The following is an 18853-nucleotide window of genomic DNA, read 5'->3' as shown; positions in this document are numbered from 1 at the left end:
TATGTGTGGAATGGATAAGCGCTGAAAGCATCTAAGCGCGAAGCCGACTTCAAGATAAGATTTCCCACCGCAAGGTTAAGATCCCAGGAAGACTACCTGTTGATAGGTCGAAGGTGGAAGTGCAGCAATGTATGGAGCTTATCGATACTAATAGATCGAGGACTTGACCTGATTTTAGATGATTTACTAAATTATATATGTAGTTTTCAGAGTGCTAACAAATAAAGTACTGATAAAACTTTCATATGCTGGTGTGGCTCAACGGTAGAGCAGCTGACTTGTAATCAGCAGGTTGTAGGTTCAATTCCTATCACCAGCTCCAAATGGATTGTGTTTATACATAATCTTTTTTATTTTAGACCAATAGTTGTATTTAGGACTATAAATTGATAGTTGTATCAGTTTGAAATTCATTAATATGATTATAAAAACAAACAAATTGCAAATAGATTTATTGATCAAGTAAATCAGATAATCGCAAGTAGTTATGCTGCTTGAGGAAAGTCGGAGCTCCATAGAGCAAAGGTGCTAGGTAACGCCTAGTGGAAGCGATTCTAAGGATAGTGCAACAGAAATAAACCGCCATTTTATATGGTAAGGATGGAAAGGCGAGGTAAGAGCTCACCAGCGACTAGGTGACTAGTCGGCTATGTAAACCCCACCTGGAGCAAGACCAAGATAGGATTAAAGAGTGCTGCTCGTACTCTCCGGTAGGTAGGTTGCTTGAGCTTATCGGTGACGATAGGCCTAGAAAGATGATTATCTAATACAGAACTCCGCTTATAGATTTGCTTGATTCAAATAAATTAAATAAAAAAATGCTTTACAATGAAATTTAAGATTTTATTGTAAAGCATTTTTATTTGGATAAATATTATTTAAAGAATATACGGCAATATATATGGTTTTTTTTAATATAAACGATATTTTTGTTTATTAAATTAAGAATATATATGTATTCTGAAGAGTAAATTATAATGTATTAGTTTTATATATTTCTGGTAGTATATAGAAATCTTGACAAATGGATTTTATTGGACTACTATAAACTCGTAAAAACAAAAGAAACATTTATAATAATCTATTTTAATAAAATGAAGTTTGAATTAGACAGAAATTCTATAATAATATTCATACCATAAGCAGGAATATAATTGTGTCAGGGGTGATAAAATGGAAGAAAAAATAACTTTAGTTATAGGAGTTATTGGAGCAGATGTACATGTAGTTGGTAATAAAATACTCAATTATGCATTTACAGAAGCTGGATTTAATGTAATCAATTTAGGTGTAATGGTTTCTCAGAAAGAATATATTGAAGCAGCAATAGAATCAGATGCAGATGCAATTGTCGTTTCATCACTTTATGGGCATGGGGAAATCGATTGCAGAGGGTTGAGGCAAAAATGTGATGAAGCTGGACTAAAAAACATAAAACTATATGCTGGTGGAAATTTAGTTGTCGGTAAAGCAGATTTCGGTACTGTTAAACAAGTATTTCTGGACATGGGATACGATAGAGTTTATCCTCCTGGAACTTCCCCAGAAATCACCATTTCAGACATTAAAAAAGATTTTGGATTGGAGATATCTAATGAAAGTATACCTAACATCTGATTTTGGAAGTACATTTACCAAACTAACAGCTATAGATATAGAAAGCAGGGAAATTATAGGTACCGCTAAATCATTCACCACCGTAGATACAAACGTAATAAATGGTTTTGAATCTGCACTAGATGAAATAACTAAGCAATGTGGCAATATCCATTTTGATAAAATGATAGCGTCAAGTAGTGCAGCAGGTGGACTAAAAATGGTATCATCTGGGTTAGTTGAAGATATAACGGCTAAAGCTTCACGTCTTGCAGCTACAAGTGCAGGTGCAAAAGTGTTGAAGACTTACTCTTATGAATTAAGTAAAAAAGAACAACAGGAAATATATAATATAGAGCCTGATATTGTTTTACTGTCGGGGGGAATAGATGGAGGGAATAAAGATGTATTACTCCATAATGCTAGAATGATATCTGAAATTGAGAAAAAATTTTCTGTAATTATAGCTGGTAACAAATCGGCCTCAGATGAGGCGGCAGAAATAATAAATAGATCTGGCAAGGAAACAGTCGTATGTGAAAATGTAATGCCAGTATTTAATAAGCTAAATATACAACCTGCTAAGAGAGCGATACGCGATTTGTTTATTAAAAATATCATATCAGCTAAAGGGCTTGAAGAAGTTCAGGAACTTATGTCTTATGAAATTATACCTACTCCTCTAGCTGTTTTTGAGGCGTCCCAATTATTGAGTAGGGGAACAGAAAAACAAGCTGGATTGGGAGAAATAATGGCTTATGATGTTGGGGGAGCGACAACAGATGTTTATTCATTGTCAGATGGCAATCCATCGAGACCTAATGTGTATATGCAGGGAATAAATGAACCTTTGCTAAGAGAACTATAGAAGGGGATATAGGAGTTAGATATAGTATAAGCTCTTTGGTTGAAGAAGCGGGACTTGAACGCATATGTGTTGAATCAGGGGCCACTAAAGATGAAATTAATTCATGGATCAAAAGTTGTAGTAAAAATCCAGAAATTTTACCAACAGGATTAGAGCAAAACATAGATGAAGCAATGGCAGGTGAGGCTATAAGGATTTCTGCAGCGAGACATTGTGGATTTACTGAGACCACTTTTTCAACTATAGGAGAGGTTCTAATTCAAACTGGTAAAGATTTGACTGGAGTAAAATATATTATTGGTACAGGGGGTTCGGTTACAAATAGCCGAAGTCCTATAAATATTTTAAAGAAATCGGTATATGTACAATCTGATATAAATTTATTGAAGCCTATTAGCCCTGAATTTTTATTGGATAAAAAAAATTGTTTTGCGGCGATGGGATTACTAGGAAGGTTAGAACCAGAGATAGCTTTAAATATTATGAAAAAAGAATTTGTTGAAATAAATTAGGTATAACTGACATTTAAATATTATCATTCTTAAACCCATATTAAGTATTTTCGAATTAGACTATAAAAAATGATGGGTACTATATAATTTATAGGGAGCGATTAATTGTATGAATACTGATTTAAGAAATGAAAAGTTAAGTGATGATTTATTTTACAGTATACAAAAAGATGTATTTAATCAATGGAATACATCAAAAGGTATCGATTTTAAAGAAGCAGTGGAGTATCAAAAGAAGATACCTGATAATAAGCGTTTTTCTAATAAACTCAATAATGCAGAAAATAACGGGGTGACTTTGATACAACCACGTGCAGGGGTTGCACTAGTTGACGAACACATTGAGCTTTTAAAATACTTAGAAGATAAAGGTGGAGCAGATATACTACCCACAACTATTGATAGCTATACTCGACTTAATCGCTACGAGGAAGCCGAAGTTGGAATTAAAGAAAGTCAAAAATCAGGGCGTTCAATGCTCAATGGCTTTCCAGCAGTAAATTACGGCGTAGATATATGCAGAAAAGTAACTAGCGCTGTTAAAAGTCCAGTACAAGTACGTCATGGAACTCCGGATGCAAGATTATTGACTGAAATCTGCGTAGCTGGAGGATTTACCTCTTATGAAGGCGGAGGAATTTCTTATAACATACCTTATTCAAAAAATCATTCCTTAGAAAAGACCATATTTGATTGGCAGTATTGTGACCGTTTGGTTGGTATATATGAAGAATCAGGGATTACTATAAATAGAGAGCCATTTGGCCCATTGACTGGTACATTAGTACCACCTTGTATATCTAATGTTGTTGCTGTAATCGAAACACTGTTAGCGGCTGCTCAGGGGTGCAAACACATAACTGTTGGATACGGACAGTGCGGGAATATTATTCAAGACATTGCGGCAATAAAAAGTTTAAAAAAAATAACAAGAAAATATTTAGATTTAAATGGATTCTCTGATGTAACAGTTACAACTGTATTACACCAATGGATGGGCGGTTTTCCACAAGATGAATCTAAGGCTTTTGGCGTAATATCATGGGGAGCAGCTACGGCATCCCTGGCAGGGGCAACAAAAGTAATTGTCAAGACACCACATGAAGCTGTGGGAATACCTACAAAAGAAGCAAACGCAGCGGGATTAAAAACAACAAAGCAGATAGTATCTATGTTAAAAGATCAAAGTTTATTAAGTCTTAAAGAAGTTATAGACGAGTGTAGAATTATTGAAGCTGAGATGGAGAATATACTTTCTATCACTGAGGAATTGGGCAAGGGGGATTATGCTATTGGTACTGTCAGATCATTTGAAGCAGGAATCATAGATATTCCATTTGCACCAAGTAAGTACAATATGGGCAAAGTTATGCCAGTTAGAGATAATAATGGAGCAGTACGTTTCTTAGACTACGGCAATATACCTTTTTCAAAAGAGATTATAGATTTTCACAGAGCTAAACTTGATGAAAGGGCAAAGAAAGAAAAACGCGATGTAAATTTCCAGATGGTTATAGATGATATTTACGCTATTGGTAAGGGGTATTTAGTTGGAAGGCCAAGACAATAAATCAAACATTTTATATCTAATATATTGGAGGTGTGTTTATGAAAATAATTGATTTGATTTGTTCAAAAGGTAAGACAGGTTTCTTTTTTGATGATCAAAATTCTATTAAACAAGATGCCAAAGCAGACGGAAGTACATATGTTGGAAAACCTGAATTGCCTGGATTTAAGAGTATTAGAGTTGCAGGTGAATCCATATCTGTTATGTTTTTATTAGAAGATGGTCAGGTGGCATATGGAGATTGTGCAGCTGTTCAATACTCTGGTGCAGGAGGTAGGGATCCGCTGTTTTTAGCTGATGATTTTATACCCATTATAGAACGATGTATTAAACCTATATTTATTGATAAAGACATTACAACTTTTAGAGAGATGTCAGAAGTGGTAGACGGTTTAAAAGATGAAAAAGGGAACAAACTTCATACAGCTATACGTTATGGTGTAACTCAGGCTGTTCTAGATGCTGTAGCTAAATCAAAGCACAAGTTAATGGCACAGATTATAGCTGAAGAGTACGGTCTAAAAGTATCGGATAAACCAATACCTATATTTTCACAGTCTGGAGATGATAGATACTTAAATGCCGATAAAATGATTTTAAAATCATCAGATATTTTGCCTCACGCTTTGATTAATAATGTAGATTTAAAACTTGGTAAAAATGGTAAAAAATTAAAAGAATACGTTGGATGGCTTAGAAATAGAATTATTGATAAACGACCTCATGAAAATTATAATCCAATACTACATATAGATGTTTATGGTACATTAGGAATTGCGTTTAATATGGACTTTGCAAAAATTGTGGATTATTTAGGAGAGCTAGAGAAAGAAGCGAGACCCTTTAAGTTGCGAATAGAAGGACCTGTAGATGTAGGCGGTAGAGAAGCGCAGATGGAAGCATTGAAAATTATACGCAGTATGGAAGAAGAAAAGGAAATTAATGTAGAGATTGTTGCAGATGAATGGTGCAATACTTATGAGGATATACGCTATTTTACAGACAATAAGGCTGGACATATGGCACAAATTAAAACACCCGATTTAGGCGGAATAAATAATACTATTGAAGCTGTAATGTACTGCAAGGAGAATGGTATGGGAGCATATCTTGGAGGAACTTGTAATGAGACAGATCGTTCAGCTCAAGTATGCGCACATATTGCTATGGCCACAATACCAGATCAATGTCTCGCAAAACCAGGTATGGGTGTCGACGAAGGATACATGATTGTTTACAACGAAATGCAGAGAATAATTATGCTTAATGATAAAATGGGAGGTAATTAACATGAAGGAGTTAAGAGTACTTTCACCTACAGCTATATTAGGTTATGGATTTCCAGAGGAATCATTTCTTGAGGGAATAAAAAAAAATCCTCATGTAATAGCGGTTGACGCTGGGTCAACAGATCCGGGGCCATACTATCTTGGAGCTGGGGTTTCATTTACGGATAGAAATGCAGTTAAAAGAGATATGGAGTATTTGCTAAAAGCTGCTGTAAAAAAGAATATACCAGTGATTATAGGAACGGCTGGTGGATCAGGTGCGAATTGTCATTTAGAGTGGAATCTAGAAATACTAAAAGAGATTGCTAAAGAAAATCAGTTATCTTTTAAGATGGGCATAATTGAAGCGGAAATAGACAAATCGATAGTTATGCAGGAACTAAAAAATGGAAAAGTCACACAACTTTACCCCGCACCCAAAACAACTGAACAAGATGTTGAAGATTCAGTAAGAATTGTAGCGCAAATGGGTGTGGAACCTTATATTAAAGCTTTGGAAGGAGGAGCGCAGGTAATTTTAGCAGGAAGAACTTATGATCCTGCTGTATTTGCATGTTTAGCGGTTAAAGAAGGTTTTGATAAGGGGTTAGCTATCCATATGGGGAAAATACTAGAATGTGCTGCCATTACTGCTACTCCGGGAAGTGGAAGCGATTGTATGTTTGGATATTTAAGAGAAGATCATTTTGAATTAGAGCCATTGTCATCTATACGCAAGTGTACAACGATGTCTGTTGCAGCACATACTCTATATGAAAAGAGCAACCCAACTAGTCTACCAGGTCCAGGGGGAATATTGGATTTATCGAATACCAAATTTGAACAGTCTAAAGAAAATACTGTTATAGTGAGAGGAAGTCGATTTATACCGACACAAGGAACTTACTATGTGAAGCTAGAAGGAGTTAAAAAAGTAGGATATAGAACGCTTTCTATTGCAGGTGTTAGAGATTCTATTATGATAAGCAAAATAGACGAAATTATCGATACAGTTAAAGATAAGGTGTGGTCTAACTTTGAAAATTTCAATTCCAACGAATCCTTCTTGGATTTTAAAATATACGGTAAAAATGGAGCTATGGGGATTTTTAAAAATTTAGAGTTTGAAAGTAGTCAAGAAATTGGAATTGTTATTGAAGCTGTGGCACCGACACAAGAATTGGCAAACACTATCTGTAGTTTTGCTAGATCTACCTTATTGCATTTTGGATATGAAGGTCGAATCTCAACAGCGGGTAATTTAGCATTTCCGTTTTCTCCTTCAGATTTTAAAGCTGGGGAAGTATACGAGTTCAGTGTATATAGTTTATTGGAATCACCTGATCCATGTAAGTATTTTCCAGTAGAAATTAAGATGTGTAACGAGGGGGAGTTAGAATAATGTATAAATTAATTGATGTTGCTGATGTTATAAGGAGCAAGAATTCAGGACCATATGAATTGACTTTTGATATTATATTTTCTGATCTTGAAATATATAATAAATTTTTTAAGGCTAGTGTAATAACTAAAGAATCTTTTGCGAAATTGTATAAAATTGATATTAACGATGTAATAGATGTTATATACTTTGATCCAGCAAAGGCAGTTAAAATCACAATAGTTAGACCTATAAGTTCAGGAGCACTTGGAGAAACAGATGTGTATGGAGCTCAACAACATTCTCCGCTTTTAGATTTCGAATTCGATCTTTAGGATTCGTTATATTAATCTAGAAAATATTAGCTATGATAAGCTTATTATTATAAATTTGGAGATGATTTAATGAGAGCATTGCACGAGTTTCATATATACTCTGTATATTTTGCCCCTAGGGGAAGGGAGAGGCTTCTAAAGATGGGGGATCAGATTTCACAGTGGTATTTAAGTTATGAGGATAGATTAATCGGGATAGTTGGTGACTCTGGAAGTGGTAAATCACTAATATTAAAGGGAATGTTTCCGGGTGTTGACCTTTCTAATGATGATGATGGACTGGATATACATAAGGTAATGCAGGTTCGCAACGCTCTAGACCAAAATTATAGAAATGCGTCTTATCATATAGATATGAGATTTCAACTGGCCTTTGCTCAGATGTATGAAATCGTGGATTTTGTGAAGGGTGCACTAGATAACGGTAGAAGGGTTATAATTGAACATTTTGATTTGATTTATCCGTATTTGAAAATTAATGCAGATTTATTATTGGGTATTGGCGAAGAGATTATAGTAACCAGACCGAACCTGTTTGGACCTCTGCCTAAAGATATCTACAATATAGTTATATCTTCATTAAAATACCGAAGAATGGCCCATACTGCGGAAGATTTGACTACCTTAGTTTTAACTAAGGATTATGAAAAACCATTTAAACCTATAAACAGTGATGTCAGGGGTGGATTTATTCTAAACTTTGAAAAAAACCTGATATTAATATAGAAGAGTTGGAAGACAAAGTGAAAAATATTATATCAAAAAATTTGGATATTAGTTATCGTGATGAGGAACATATATGTATTGGAGAGTCAGAGATAGTGAATTGTACAGGTCCAAGGATACATGTTAGAAATACCTCTGAAATAGAAAATTTTAATTTGTTAAAGGAGTTTAAATATGACCGTTCAATAGATTTATACTCTTTAGTAGGAACTGTAGGGAAGCGCAGGACTGATATTGAAGGTGACGATTTAAATAAGATATTCTGGAAGGAAATGTAATCTATTTTAATGAGATATCAGCGTGATAATATTAGATTATAGCTTTAGGATATGATTAAAGTTATATATTTATAAAACATTTATTGTAAATTTTATATAAAAATATAGTTACCTATATAATTGTACAATTATATAGGTTTTTTGCGTAACTTTTTTTAAAAAATATAAAAATATTATAAAAACTTATAAAGTCGCGTATAGTAAAAAATGTTATAATAAAATAGTTAATTGAAAAAATGATATGTTATAATGGAATATGAGTAAGTATGTAATAAATAATTGAAACTTTACTGAATTTTGATTAAAAAATGAGAAAGATCATTTGACATAAATTAAAGTAAAAATACGTTGTTGAGGAGTGAAAAATTTGGAAGAAAAGAATAACTTAATAAAAAATACTGTTTTGAATGTAGCATCGAATTTCTTAAAACAAGAGACTAAGATAAATGAAAAAATGGATGCTACTCTAAATAAAAAATTTGAAAAAGTAGACCTGAATGAAAGTAAATATGTTGAACTACTTAAGTTTAATATACTATTCTATAAAACTCTGTCTAGAAACATAGAGCCTTTGATAGGCAAGTGGATAACTGACAAGTACATACCTAATATAGACGAGCTGGAAAAAGATCTTGAATTAATCACCGCAAAATGTAGAAAGTATATAAATAAAGCTATGAAAGAAGATATAAAGCTACTTAAAGTAGACGATTTAAGAAGCTTTTTAGCTTATGATAAGATGGAGATATATGAGAAAAAGAGAAGACTAGAAAAAGATTATAAAGTACTTAATCTATATAAAGATCTTTTAAATATTCTATTTAGAAAAATAAGTTTAGATAGAGATGAATTTGAATTTATATACGATTTAGATTATGTAGAGGTAAAGAGAGATCTAAAAAAAGAAATAATTATATGTGTAAATAAGATATTATCAGATCCAAAATCAGAAAGTGTAGGAGATGCTTTAGATGAAGAGGAGTTCGACTACTCAGAGGAAATGGAACTTGTGTCTGAAGAAAAGAACGATCAATTTAAAAATCACAGTGAGCATTCTGGTTTAAATGATGTTGAGGTAACGTATCTAACTAAACTTGGAGGCCTAAGCGCAAATGGCGTAGAAAAGTACATAAACAATGAGTACAAGAGAATTTTAAAGCTAGAGGATATAACTAATGATGAAGCTCTGGGATTCGGTACAGAGGGAATAATTGACTTTGCAGCGGGATCTATTATTCTCGAATTTTTAAATAAAAAGAATAGAGACCTAATTGAAGGCGCTATGAGACTAGTAGCAATAGGTGAATTTGGAGAAAAAAACTTCAATGACTACATGAAATCCATTATTAAGGATGAAACAGTTATAAATCTTGAAGTATGGAACGAAGCTTGTAAGATAATTAAAAAGAATTTTGAAAATATAACAGGTTCAGAAATTGCATCAAAAAATGTAGCTACTTTTAACGATATAGATATGGATGAATACATCTATATGATAAAAAATGCAGACAAAAATAAGCATTTTAAAGATAGTTTTACTACAAGAGAGGTAGTTATAGCTAAAGACGACAAAAATAAAGGCACGAACGATAATATAAGCAGTGATACCCATCCAGAAGAAACCAAAGTATTTAAAGAACTTGAATTACTTAAATCAATGGGAGAGAAAGATGGAGAAAATGTTGAAAGAAACGAAAAGCATAAGTTTATAGAATTAGCTGATAGTATTGAGGAAAAAGAAAATCATAAAGAGAGCCATAAAGGTGATGAATTAGAAAATAATGGTTACGTAGCTGGATTTGAAGATTTAGAAAAATTTGATGAAAAGTACAAAAAAAATACAAGCTTTGGCAATTCAAGCAATAGTGAAGATGAAATAATGTTTGAAGATATAGTGATCAATGAGCAAGTAAACTCAAATAGCAAAGACAAAGACGGTCGTGATGAAGATGGAGAAGCCCTTCCGAAGACGAGAAGAGTTAGGGATACTATAGTAGGCATAGCGGTAGTAGCGGTGGTAGTTGTGATGTACTTTACAACAGTTAAAGGAAGCAATAGACCAGATCAAAGTGCATCAAATAACACTCAAACACAGAGCCAAAATACAAATAATAACACAAATAACAGTTCAAAAAAAGCAGTAGACAGGAAAGCTGCGGCTGAGAAAAAGGTAAAAGAGGCTGAAGCAAAAAAAGCAAAAGAAATGGAAGCTCTGAAAGACGGTGGCGGTGAGTACTACAGAGTGTATGCTGGAGCTCACAACAGTGAGGGCAGTGCTAAAGAAGCTCAGGACAAGTTTTCTTCTAAAGGTATAGATACTAAAATTGTTAAGAGCAATGGATACTTCAAATTAGATGCAGGCGATTTTGACGATTACAATGAAGCTACTGAAAGAACTAGTGAACTTTCAAAAAAATCAATTGATACGTATATTGCTAAATATGATAAATATTACGACTACAAATTAGAGGAATTTAAAAAATCTGCAAAGAAGATGAGTGACGAAGAATTAAAAGAAGAGTACAATAATCTTAAAGACGAATTAAAAAGTAAATCGGGTTCTTCTTACAGGGAATACTCTAAGAACTTAGATGAGATTTACGATGAACTTCAACAATAGTATTGGTGTAAATTATTATTTATTGTAGTTAGTGGTGTTTTGTAATTACAAATATCTGTTAGGAGTGTGTAATTATGCTAAAATTAGGTGAAAAAATTATATATGAATTAACTTCGGACTGTTTTGATCTTAATGGAATAAATGGTTTTTCTAAAACAAATAAGAATCTATTTATAACTAATTTAGGGAATATAGTAATTGGAGAAGGTAAAGATATAGATGACTTAGTTGGAGTTAAGTATATCTACAGTTTTTCTGAAAATAAAGAAAAGCTTGTATCATATTTAAAGGATAATAAAATATTTGTTGAAGGTATAGGTTTTTCATTTTATTTGGAGAATGATGGATCTAAAAAAAGTGCTAGAGCGGATTTGAAGATGGTTTTAGGAGTAGTTGATTATGAGATGATATGCACTAATCAGAGGGATTTTATATTTGCTATAAAAGATAGTGCAACTATACTCAGCATCGATGGTTCTAAAAACTTTATGGGTGGTATAAATTGTGATCACGAAAAATTCGTATTTATGGGCAGTAAAAATAGATTTGAGATATACTTTTCAGATATTGAAAGGGATGTTGTAGAAAACGGATACGTCTCTTTAAAAGGATACTTTCATATAGAGAGAGAAGGAATTGTAGCTAGATCTATTACAATATTTAATGATAATATAAAAAATATAATTCCATCAAATATAGCGGAAACAGTAAAAGAAAATCACAAAATCGGTAACTTACCTCCAGAATCGGATGTAGTTTTTTGTAAAGTTACTGGTAATATACAGGGTTGTGACTATAAAAACGCAAATACCCTTATGATAAGATACCAAGGTCAGCTTATATTTATAAATAAAAAGACTAAGAAACAAATACTTACTGTCGATGAAAATAGATGTTACAAGCTTTCATTAGTTAAAGACTTAATTGTATTTGACGGAAAAAATGTTTTTAATTTATATATAAATGATAAAAATAGAGATTTAATGAAAATTGACAGTTTAAATGATATTGAAGATGAAAAAGTCGGTTATACGGGAAATCATACTCCATTTTTTATAGAACAAGTCGATGACAAGCTTAAGATAAGCAAGTATAAGGATTTAGATATACTATCTATAGATAATGAAAAAATTCTAGATATAGTAGTAGACAACAATAAAGTAACAGTAGATAAGGGCTATGTTGAAACCAAGATAGTGTTCCAAAACCAAGTTGTAAGCATGTATTTGAAAAAGTCTATGACAGAAAAACTTATAAAGGATATATATAGATTTTCAAAAGAATCACTTCTCAAAGAAATGACCACTGAAGTTGTTTTTGACAACTGGGCAAAAGCTATGAATGATATGTTTCTTTACAATTTCTTCTCTAATATGTACTATATAAAAGAAGAATTAGATAAAAATTTAGCTAGTCAATTAAATGATGAAATTAGAATCGATTTAGTCAATAGATTTTATAGAGATATACAAATTCAAAAAAATGACTTAGATTTGATTTCAGCTTACTATCCTATAGTAATAGAAGCTCAAAATAATTCTATGTTAGGTAAATTTGGGGTAGACTTTAATAGCGACACATTTAATGTTTTACTTAATATAAAAAGTGTGGCTTTAGATTTGTTAGATAAATTTTATAGACACTTAAATCAGATAGAAGATAGTCTCAATAAAATTATATTTGTTATTTCTGAGGAGGAGCATAAAAAGTACAATTACAGAATGCTTAAAGAAACTGATAGCGATAAACTAGATATATTTTTGAGACAAGCTTTGAAAAAGCTAAATCATTTAGTGAAAGATATGTACCCATACTATATCGAAGAAGCTAGCATATCGATAAAAAGTGTTTTTGACTCTTTAAAGAAATACTATGTAGACATAAAAAGTGATGATATAAAAGATATATTATTTGATAAAATCACAGAGACATATGTATTTAAGCAATTACCTATAAATGAAGAGACAAATTATAGAAGAAAAGATATAATTGAAGATATGTACAAGCTTATAGGCAATGGGCTAAACAATTTAGATAATAAAAAGTTTTTTATTGGAGAAAATACATCTAATACAAATTCTACTGTGTGGAATCTAGAATATAAATTATTAGATTTAAGCTCTCAAGTTAGAGATGAGGTATCGACTTACATCGAAGTTGATTTGGATAAAGAAATCTATGAAAATTTAGTAGAAGAAGAAAGTATCGATGAAATAAGTGAAGATGAGAGTATACTAGGAGAAATTATAACAGAAATGGATATAGACGATGAATCTAGTATAGATATGGCATTTCAAGAGCTTGATGTAGATATAGACGAATTGGATCCGGATTTAGACGATGTAGATTTTGATATAGATATAGATGAAGATATAAAAGAGTTATTAGATGATATATAGAGTAGAATTAGAAAATATTAGTAAAATATTAGCAGAATATGATAAAATTAAGATGAGAATCAAAGTTTAGGAAAGAGGTAAAAGAATGACAGTTTTAGTAACCGGAGGCGCAGGGTATATTGGAAGCCATACCTGTATAGAATTGTTAGAGGCAGGTCATAATGTTGTCATAGTAGACAATTTGTGCAACAGCAATAAAATTGTTGTAGATAGAATTGAAGAATTGTCTGGAAAGAAACCTGTATTCTACGAATACGATGTAACTAATGTGGAAGAAATGGAAACGGTTTTTAGGGAACAAAAAATAGATTCTATAATACACTTTGCGGCTTTAAAAGCAGTTGGAGAGTCTGTAAAAAAGCCTATTGAATACTACAGCAACAACCTTATAAGTACGTTAGTACTATTTGATTTAATGAAGGCTTTCAACGTAAAAAATTTTGTTTTTAGTTCTTCAGCTACAGTTTATGGAGAGCCAGAGACTTGTCCTATATTGGAGGATTTCCCACTATCAGTGACAAATCCATACGGAAGAACAAAGCTAATAATAGAAGAAATGCTAACAGATATATATAAGTCTGATCATTCTTTCAACATAGCACTTCTTAGATACTTTAATCCTGTAGGTGCGCATAAAAGCGGTAGAATAGGTGAAGAGCCTAATGGTATTCCAAACAACTTAATGCCTTATATTACTAAAGTTGCAATTGGAACATTACAAGAATTAAGTGTGTTTGGAGGAGATTATCCTACTCACGATGGAACTGGAGTAAGAGATTATATACATGTACTAGATTTAGCATCTGGACATGTCAAAGCACTTGAGAAACTAAAAGAAAATCCAGGGCTTGTAACATACAATTTAGGGACAGGTAAAGGCTACAGTGTAATTGATTTAGTAAAAGCTTTTTCAGAAGCTAGTGGGAAGGATATTCCATACAAGATAACTGACAGAAGAGAAGGAGATGTAGCTATTTGCTATGCAGATTCTTCTAAAGCATATAAAGAGTTTGGTTGGAAAGCTAAATATAAAATAGATGAAATGTGCCAAGATTCATGGAGATGGCAAAAAATGAATCCAAATGGTTATGAAGATTAATTATAAGTGAATTGATAGTAAGTAATTTGATTTTAAATAGTTCGATTATAAAGAGTTTAATCTTAAATAGTAAAAAGCATTGAGATATGGAATTATAAAATCCACAACTTAATGCTTTTTTTATTTTTTAATTTATTTTACGATGTTAATATTGTCAATTTTCTCTATATTTGTTGAAAATTTATCTCCGTCTATATTCAACTAATACTGTACAAAGTATATTATAGCCTCCTGGAATTACAAAGATAGAAAAAAGCTACATGTGTTTATAGAACTATTTAAGTGTGAACTTGAGTTAAATATCGCTTTTATATAGAAAATAGCTATATTTGTGAAGTAGATTATAAGAAATTTGTATACAAATTTTGGATACAAATTTAACTATATTATATATAATATTATTTGGTATAGAATAATTTGTCGACTTAAAGTCGAACATTAGGAGGAATTATTATGGATAAGAAATTAAAATTAAAGGAAATCGTTGTCGTAGCTATGCTAAGTGCAATTATAGGAGTTGTTTTTACATTTTTAGACGGAATATATAAACCACTTGAGGCTATAGCAGGACCAGTAGGTGGTGATATCATTGGTGGTCTTTACTTTATATCAGCTCTGCTATCAGTGTATATAGTTAGAAAACCAGGTTCGTCACTTATGGGATCTTTATTTACAGGACTTATAAACCTACTTATGGGAAGCCCATATGGTATACATATTATAGTTGCGTCTACACTACAAGGGATAGGAGTCGAAGCAGTTCTTGCTACTAAAAAGTATGAGAATTATTCATTCATTTATATGAGTTTATCTGCGATTTTGGCAACATTATTAGTTACGACTAGAGACTACTTTATATTTGGCCTAGACTTATACGCTGGATTACTACCAGTTATGATCATTATAAGAGTATTAAGTGCAGTAGTATTTGGAGCAGGTTTCACAATAGTACTCGGAAAAGGTTTAAATTCTACTGGTGTTTTAAGTGGATTTAATATAAATAAGAAGAAATAAAAGTTGATGTTAAATCATAATTATGGAGGTGTACATAGTTGTTAGAAATTAAGAATTTATGCCTCAAATTTTTAGAAGAAGAGACAGTATTTGAAGATGTCAATTTCAAGGTTGAAAAAAACACAATAAATCTAATAACAGGTAAGAGCGGTTGTGGTAAAAGTTCGCTACTTATGTGCTTAAGCAGAGTTATTCCAGAGACTGTAGAGGCAATAATGAGTGGTGAAATTATATATAATGGAGAAAACATCGATCATAAGAAAGCAGAAGATATATCTGGAGATATAGCATATATGTTTCAAGACCCTGACAGCCAATTGTGTACATTTACTGTAGAAGATGAGATTGCTTTTGGATTAGAAAATATAAATATTGATCCAAATGAAATGGAAACAATGATAGATAATATCTTAGATTTAGTAGGAATAAGAAATCTTAAACACAGTTATCTCAATAAATTGTCTGGCGGTGAGAAACAGAAGGTAGCATTAGCATCTATCCTAGCACTTGATCCAGATCTAATACTTATGGATGAGCCAACTGCAAATTTAGATCCAATATCGACTAGGCAAATAGTAGAGCTAGTTAGAAGACTTAGGGATGATATGGGTAAAACAATAATTATAATAGAACACAAGTTGGATGAGTTTAAAGATATAATCGATCAAGTTATTGAATTGAACAACAAAAAGACAAATATATTAGATGTAGATTACTTTGTACGAGAATTTAAGAAAAACTCTATTTATCCTAAGAGGCCTTTTATGGATATACAAGGTGATGTTGTTCTGGATGTAAAGGATTTAAGTTTTTCATATAGTTCTGAAAAAGAAGTATTAAAAGATATAAATTTTTCTTTAAATAAGGGTGAGATAGCTGCCTTGGTTGGGCACAATGGAGCGGGTAAATCCACTTTATCAAAGTTACTGATAAGTTTTATGAAACCAACTAGAGGAAATATAATATTAAACAATAAGGATTTAACAAAGTTAAATGTTAAAGATATTGGAGAATATATGGGTTTAGTTTTTCAAAATCCAGAACACCAATTTATTAAGATGTCAGTAGAAAAAGAGTTATCTCTGAGCTTAGAAATTAGAGGTAATAGTGAAGAACTAGTAGAAGAAAAAACAAATTTATATCTTAAAGATTTTGACTTACTAAACAGTAGAGAAGCGAATCCTTTTAATCTCAGTCAAGGGCAGAAGAGAAGGCTTAGTACTGCCAGCATGATGATAAATGGACAACCTATACTTATTCTCGACGAACCTACATATGGTCAAGATAGAGAAAATCTTATTAAATTAATAGAACTTTTATACCAGATTAATTCATATGGGACATCAATACTTATAATAACGCACGACATTGAAATGGTCGAGAGATGTTGTGACAAAATCATTTATTTAAATAATGGTGAAATTGTATACTGTGGTGAAGATGTAGATAAAATGAAAAAACTGTATTTTGACAGAGGGGATAAAACAGATGAATGATAAAATAAAATTGATCGAGAAAATGAACCCTTTTCTTAAAATAATGATTTTAATTGTAGTTACATTAATTGGTTCATTTGAATTTATGCCATATCTACCCCTTGTTTTAACATTACTGGCTTTAATTACAGTATTTTTATTCAGCGATTTGAAAATGTTAGATCTATTTAAAGCGGTTAAAGTATTTATATTAATGTCTATAAGTTATATGGGTTTTATATTACTAGCTAGATATATTAGCGGTCAGCCTCTTATGATTATTACGGTTTTGGGATTAGGTTTTAAAATAATTTTAATAAGCGTTTACTCAGCAATATTTGTAAAGACTACTGATCCTACTGAGCTAGTTATATCTCTTATAAAGTACTTTAAAGTTAGTCCGAAATTTGCATACGCATTTTTAACTGCATACAGATTTTTACCAACATTTAAGGAAGAATTTGAAATCATTAAACACGCCCACCAAGTAAGAGGTATAGAAGAAAGCATAAATGTTTTATTAAAGATATGGAATACAAAAAGATACGTTATTCCTATGATGGCTACCGCAGTTCGTAAAGGGATAAGAATTTCTATGTCTATGGAGACGAGAGCATTTGGAAAAACAAAAAGTAGAACTTACTATAGAAAGCTGACTTTACACAAAGATGAAATAATTTATTCAATAATTTACATTTTAGTAGTATTGTCAATTACTTTGATTCTTTCATATTTTGGACTTACTAATTTTGGTCTAAAATTTGTTTCATAAATATATAAGAGGGGTGATGAATATGCCAATTAAGAATAAAGCAATATCCTATGGTCTACCACAAGATAAATTCAACACAGAGCTTGTAAAGGAATACTGTGAGGATCTAAATTGTATACTGGATATGCCTAGGAAGCCTGTTGGGGTAAAACTTTTATTTACAGAGGAAGAATACGACGATATAGAATGGAGAGAGCCAGGAGGACAACTTGCTTACTGTTGTATAGTTGAAAAAGCTACTAGGGGAATGTCGTTTAAAGCTAGATTAAAACACATAAACTGCGATGGAGGTACAACTGCACTAGCTTTAGAGCCATCTACACCTAGAATAGAATCTGGCGCTGAGTATTTTTCATATAATTTATACGCTACTCAAGCCACAGCTAGAAGAGTAAGAGAAGGAGTTAAAGGGCTTTATAGAACTGGATCTCCTACTTATGGGATTGCAGTAGCACCATTAGAAGATTTTGAGATTACACCAGACGTAGTTATACTTATAGTAAATCCATATCAAGCGATGAGATTACAACAAGGCTATGTATATCATACAGGAGAAAGAATAAACTCAACAGTAGCAGCAATGCAAGGTATATGCTCAGAGGTGACTGTAGAGCCGTATATGGAAGGAAGAATGAATATATCTACACTATGTCCAAGTACTAGATTCTTGGCTAAATGGAAAGCTGAAGAGATGTCGATTGGGATACCTTTTGAGAGATTTACTAGCACTGTTGAGGGAGTTTTAGCTACTTTAAACACAACTGACAATGTAGATACAAAAGAAGAAATAGCTAAGAGGTTTAAAGAGAAAAATAAAGATGCGAGTTTCATTACATATGACATAAAATAATATATAAAAAAATATATGTAAAAATACGTACAAAAAATATGCTAAATTAGTAAAGCAAAAAGAGAGCTGGGGAAGCTCTCTTTTTGCTTT

The 18853-nt window shown here is 32.0% G+C and carries 14 protein-coding genes, 1 tRNA gene, 1 rRNA gene, 1 other RNA gene and 1 pseudogene; all 18 read left to right on the top strand.

Annotated elements, in window-relative coordinates; translation table 11 throughout:
* Positions 1 to 171: ribosomal RNA gene (locus tag T473_RS0111440) — 23S ribosomal RNA — on the top strand; the annotation flags it as partial.
* 76 nt (positions 172 to 247) lie between these two features.
* Positions 248 to 322: transfer RNA gene (locus T473_RS0111435), tRNA-Thr, on the top strand.
* 137 nt (positions 323 to 459) lie between these two features.
* An RNA gene (rnpB, locus tag T473_RS17315) (RNase P RNA component class A) lies at positions 460 to 799 on the top strand.
* Between the two features lie 374 nt (positions 800 to 1173).
* On the top strand, positions 1174 to 1617 hold the full coding sequence (glmS, locus tag T473_RS0111430; protein ID WP_024622024.1) for a methylaspartate mutase subunit S: 444 nt from the start codon (positions 1174 to 1176) through the stop codon (positions 1615 to 1617).
* Positions 1595 to 2976, top strand: a pseudogene (gene glmL / locus T473_RS20155) (methylaspartate mutase accessory protein GlmL). Before glmS ends, glmL begins: the two are co-directional and overlap by 23 nt.
* A 109-nt stretch (positions 2977 to 3085) precedes the next feature.
* Positions 3086 to 4546: a methylaspartate mutase subunit E gene (locus T473_RS0111420; protein ID WP_024622023.1), complete on the top strand. Its 1461-nt coding sequence runs from the start codon at positions 3086 to 3088 to the stop codon at positions 4544 to 4546.
* A gap of 38 nt (positions 4547 to 4584) precedes the next feature.
* Positions 4585 to 5835: a methylaspartate ammonia-lyase gene (locus tag T473_RS0111415; protein ID WP_024622022.1), complete on the top strand. Its 1251-nt coding sequence runs from the start codon at positions 4585 to 4587 to the stop codon at positions 5833 to 5835.
* Between the two features lies 1 nt (position 5836).
* On the top strand, positions 5837 to 7216 hold the full coding sequence (locus T473_RS0111410; RefSeq protein WP_024622021.1) for an acyclic terpene utilization AtuA family protein: 1380 nt from the start codon (positions 5837 to 5839) through the stop codon (positions 7214 to 7216).
* On the top strand, positions 7216 to 7530 hold the full coding sequence (locus T473_RS0111405) for a DUF4387 domain-containing protein (protein ID WP_029791731.1): 315 nt from the start codon (positions 7216 to 7218) through the stop codon (positions 7528 to 7530). Before T473_RS0111410 ends, T473_RS0111405 begins: the two co-directional genes overlap by 1 nt.
* A gap of 69 nt (positions 7531 to 7599) precedes the next feature.
* The gene (locus T473_RS16725) at positions 7600 to 8256 is read left to right on the top strand and encodes a hypothetical protein (protein ID WP_242825921.1); all 657 of its coding nucleotides are present in this window, start codon (positions 7600 to 7602) and stop codon (positions 8254 to 8256) included.
* 5 nt (positions 8257 to 8261) lie between these two features.
* Entirely contained in the window at positions 8262 to 8534 is a 273-nt protein-coding gene (locus T473_RS19210; RefSeq protein ID WP_242825920.1) for a hypothetical protein, read from the top strand.
* 358 nt (positions 8535 to 8892) lie between these two features.
* Positions 8893 to 11154 (top strand): SPOR domain-containing protein, encoded by a 2262-nt coding sequence (locus T473_RS0111395; protein ID WP_024622019.1) that lies wholly within the window; start codon positions 8893 to 8895, stop codon positions 11152 to 11154.
* A 74-nt stretch (positions 11155 to 11228) separates the two neighbouring features.
* Entirely contained in the window at positions 11229 to 13553 is a 2325-nt protein-coding gene (locus tag T473_RS18125) for a hypothetical protein (RefSeq protein ID WP_152522301.1), read from the top strand.
* 85 nt (positions 13554 to 13638) lie between these two features.
* On the top strand, positions 13639 to 14652 hold the full coding sequence (gene galE / locus T473_RS0111375; protein WP_024622018.1) for a UDP-glucose 4-epimerase GalE: 1014 nt from the start codon (positions 13639 to 13641) through the stop codon (positions 14650 to 14652).
* A gap of 453 nt (positions 14653 to 15105) precedes the next feature.
* On the top strand, positions 15106 to 15666 hold the full coding sequence (locus T473_RS0111370; protein WP_024622017.1) for an ECF transporter S component: 561 nt from the start codon (positions 15106 to 15108) through the stop codon (positions 15664 to 15666).
* Between the two features lie 38 nt (positions 15667 to 15704).
* The gene (locus T473_RS0111365) at positions 15705 to 17162 is read left to right on the top strand and encodes an ABC transporter ATP-binding protein (RefSeq protein WP_024622016.1); all 1458 of its coding nucleotides are present in this window, start codon (positions 15705 to 15707) and stop codon (positions 17160 to 17162) included.
* Positions 17155 to 17913: an energy-coupling factor transporter transmembrane component T family protein gene (locus T473_RS0111360; protein WP_024622015.1), complete on the top strand. Its 759-nt coding sequence runs from the start codon at positions 17155 to 17157 to the stop codon at positions 17911 to 17913. Before T473_RS0111365 ends, T473_RS0111360 begins: the two co-directional genes overlap by 8 nt.
* A gap of 22 nt (positions 17914 to 17935) precedes the next feature.
* On the top strand, positions 17936 to 18763 hold the full coding sequence (locus T473_RS0111355; protein ID WP_024622014.1) for a DUF169 domain-containing protein: 828 nt from the start codon (positions 17936 to 17938) through the stop codon (positions 18761 to 18763).
* Positions 18764 to 18853: the final 90 nt, after the last annotated feature.

The sequence above is a fragment of the Clostridioides mangenotii TR genome, assembly GCF_000498755.1.
GTDB lineage: Bacteria > Bacillota > Clostridia > Peptostreptococcales > Peptostreptococcaceae > Metaclostridioides > Metaclostridioides mangenotii_A.
Note: the sequence above shows the minus strand (reverse complement) of the source record. Positions and strands in the feature narration are given on the sequence as shown.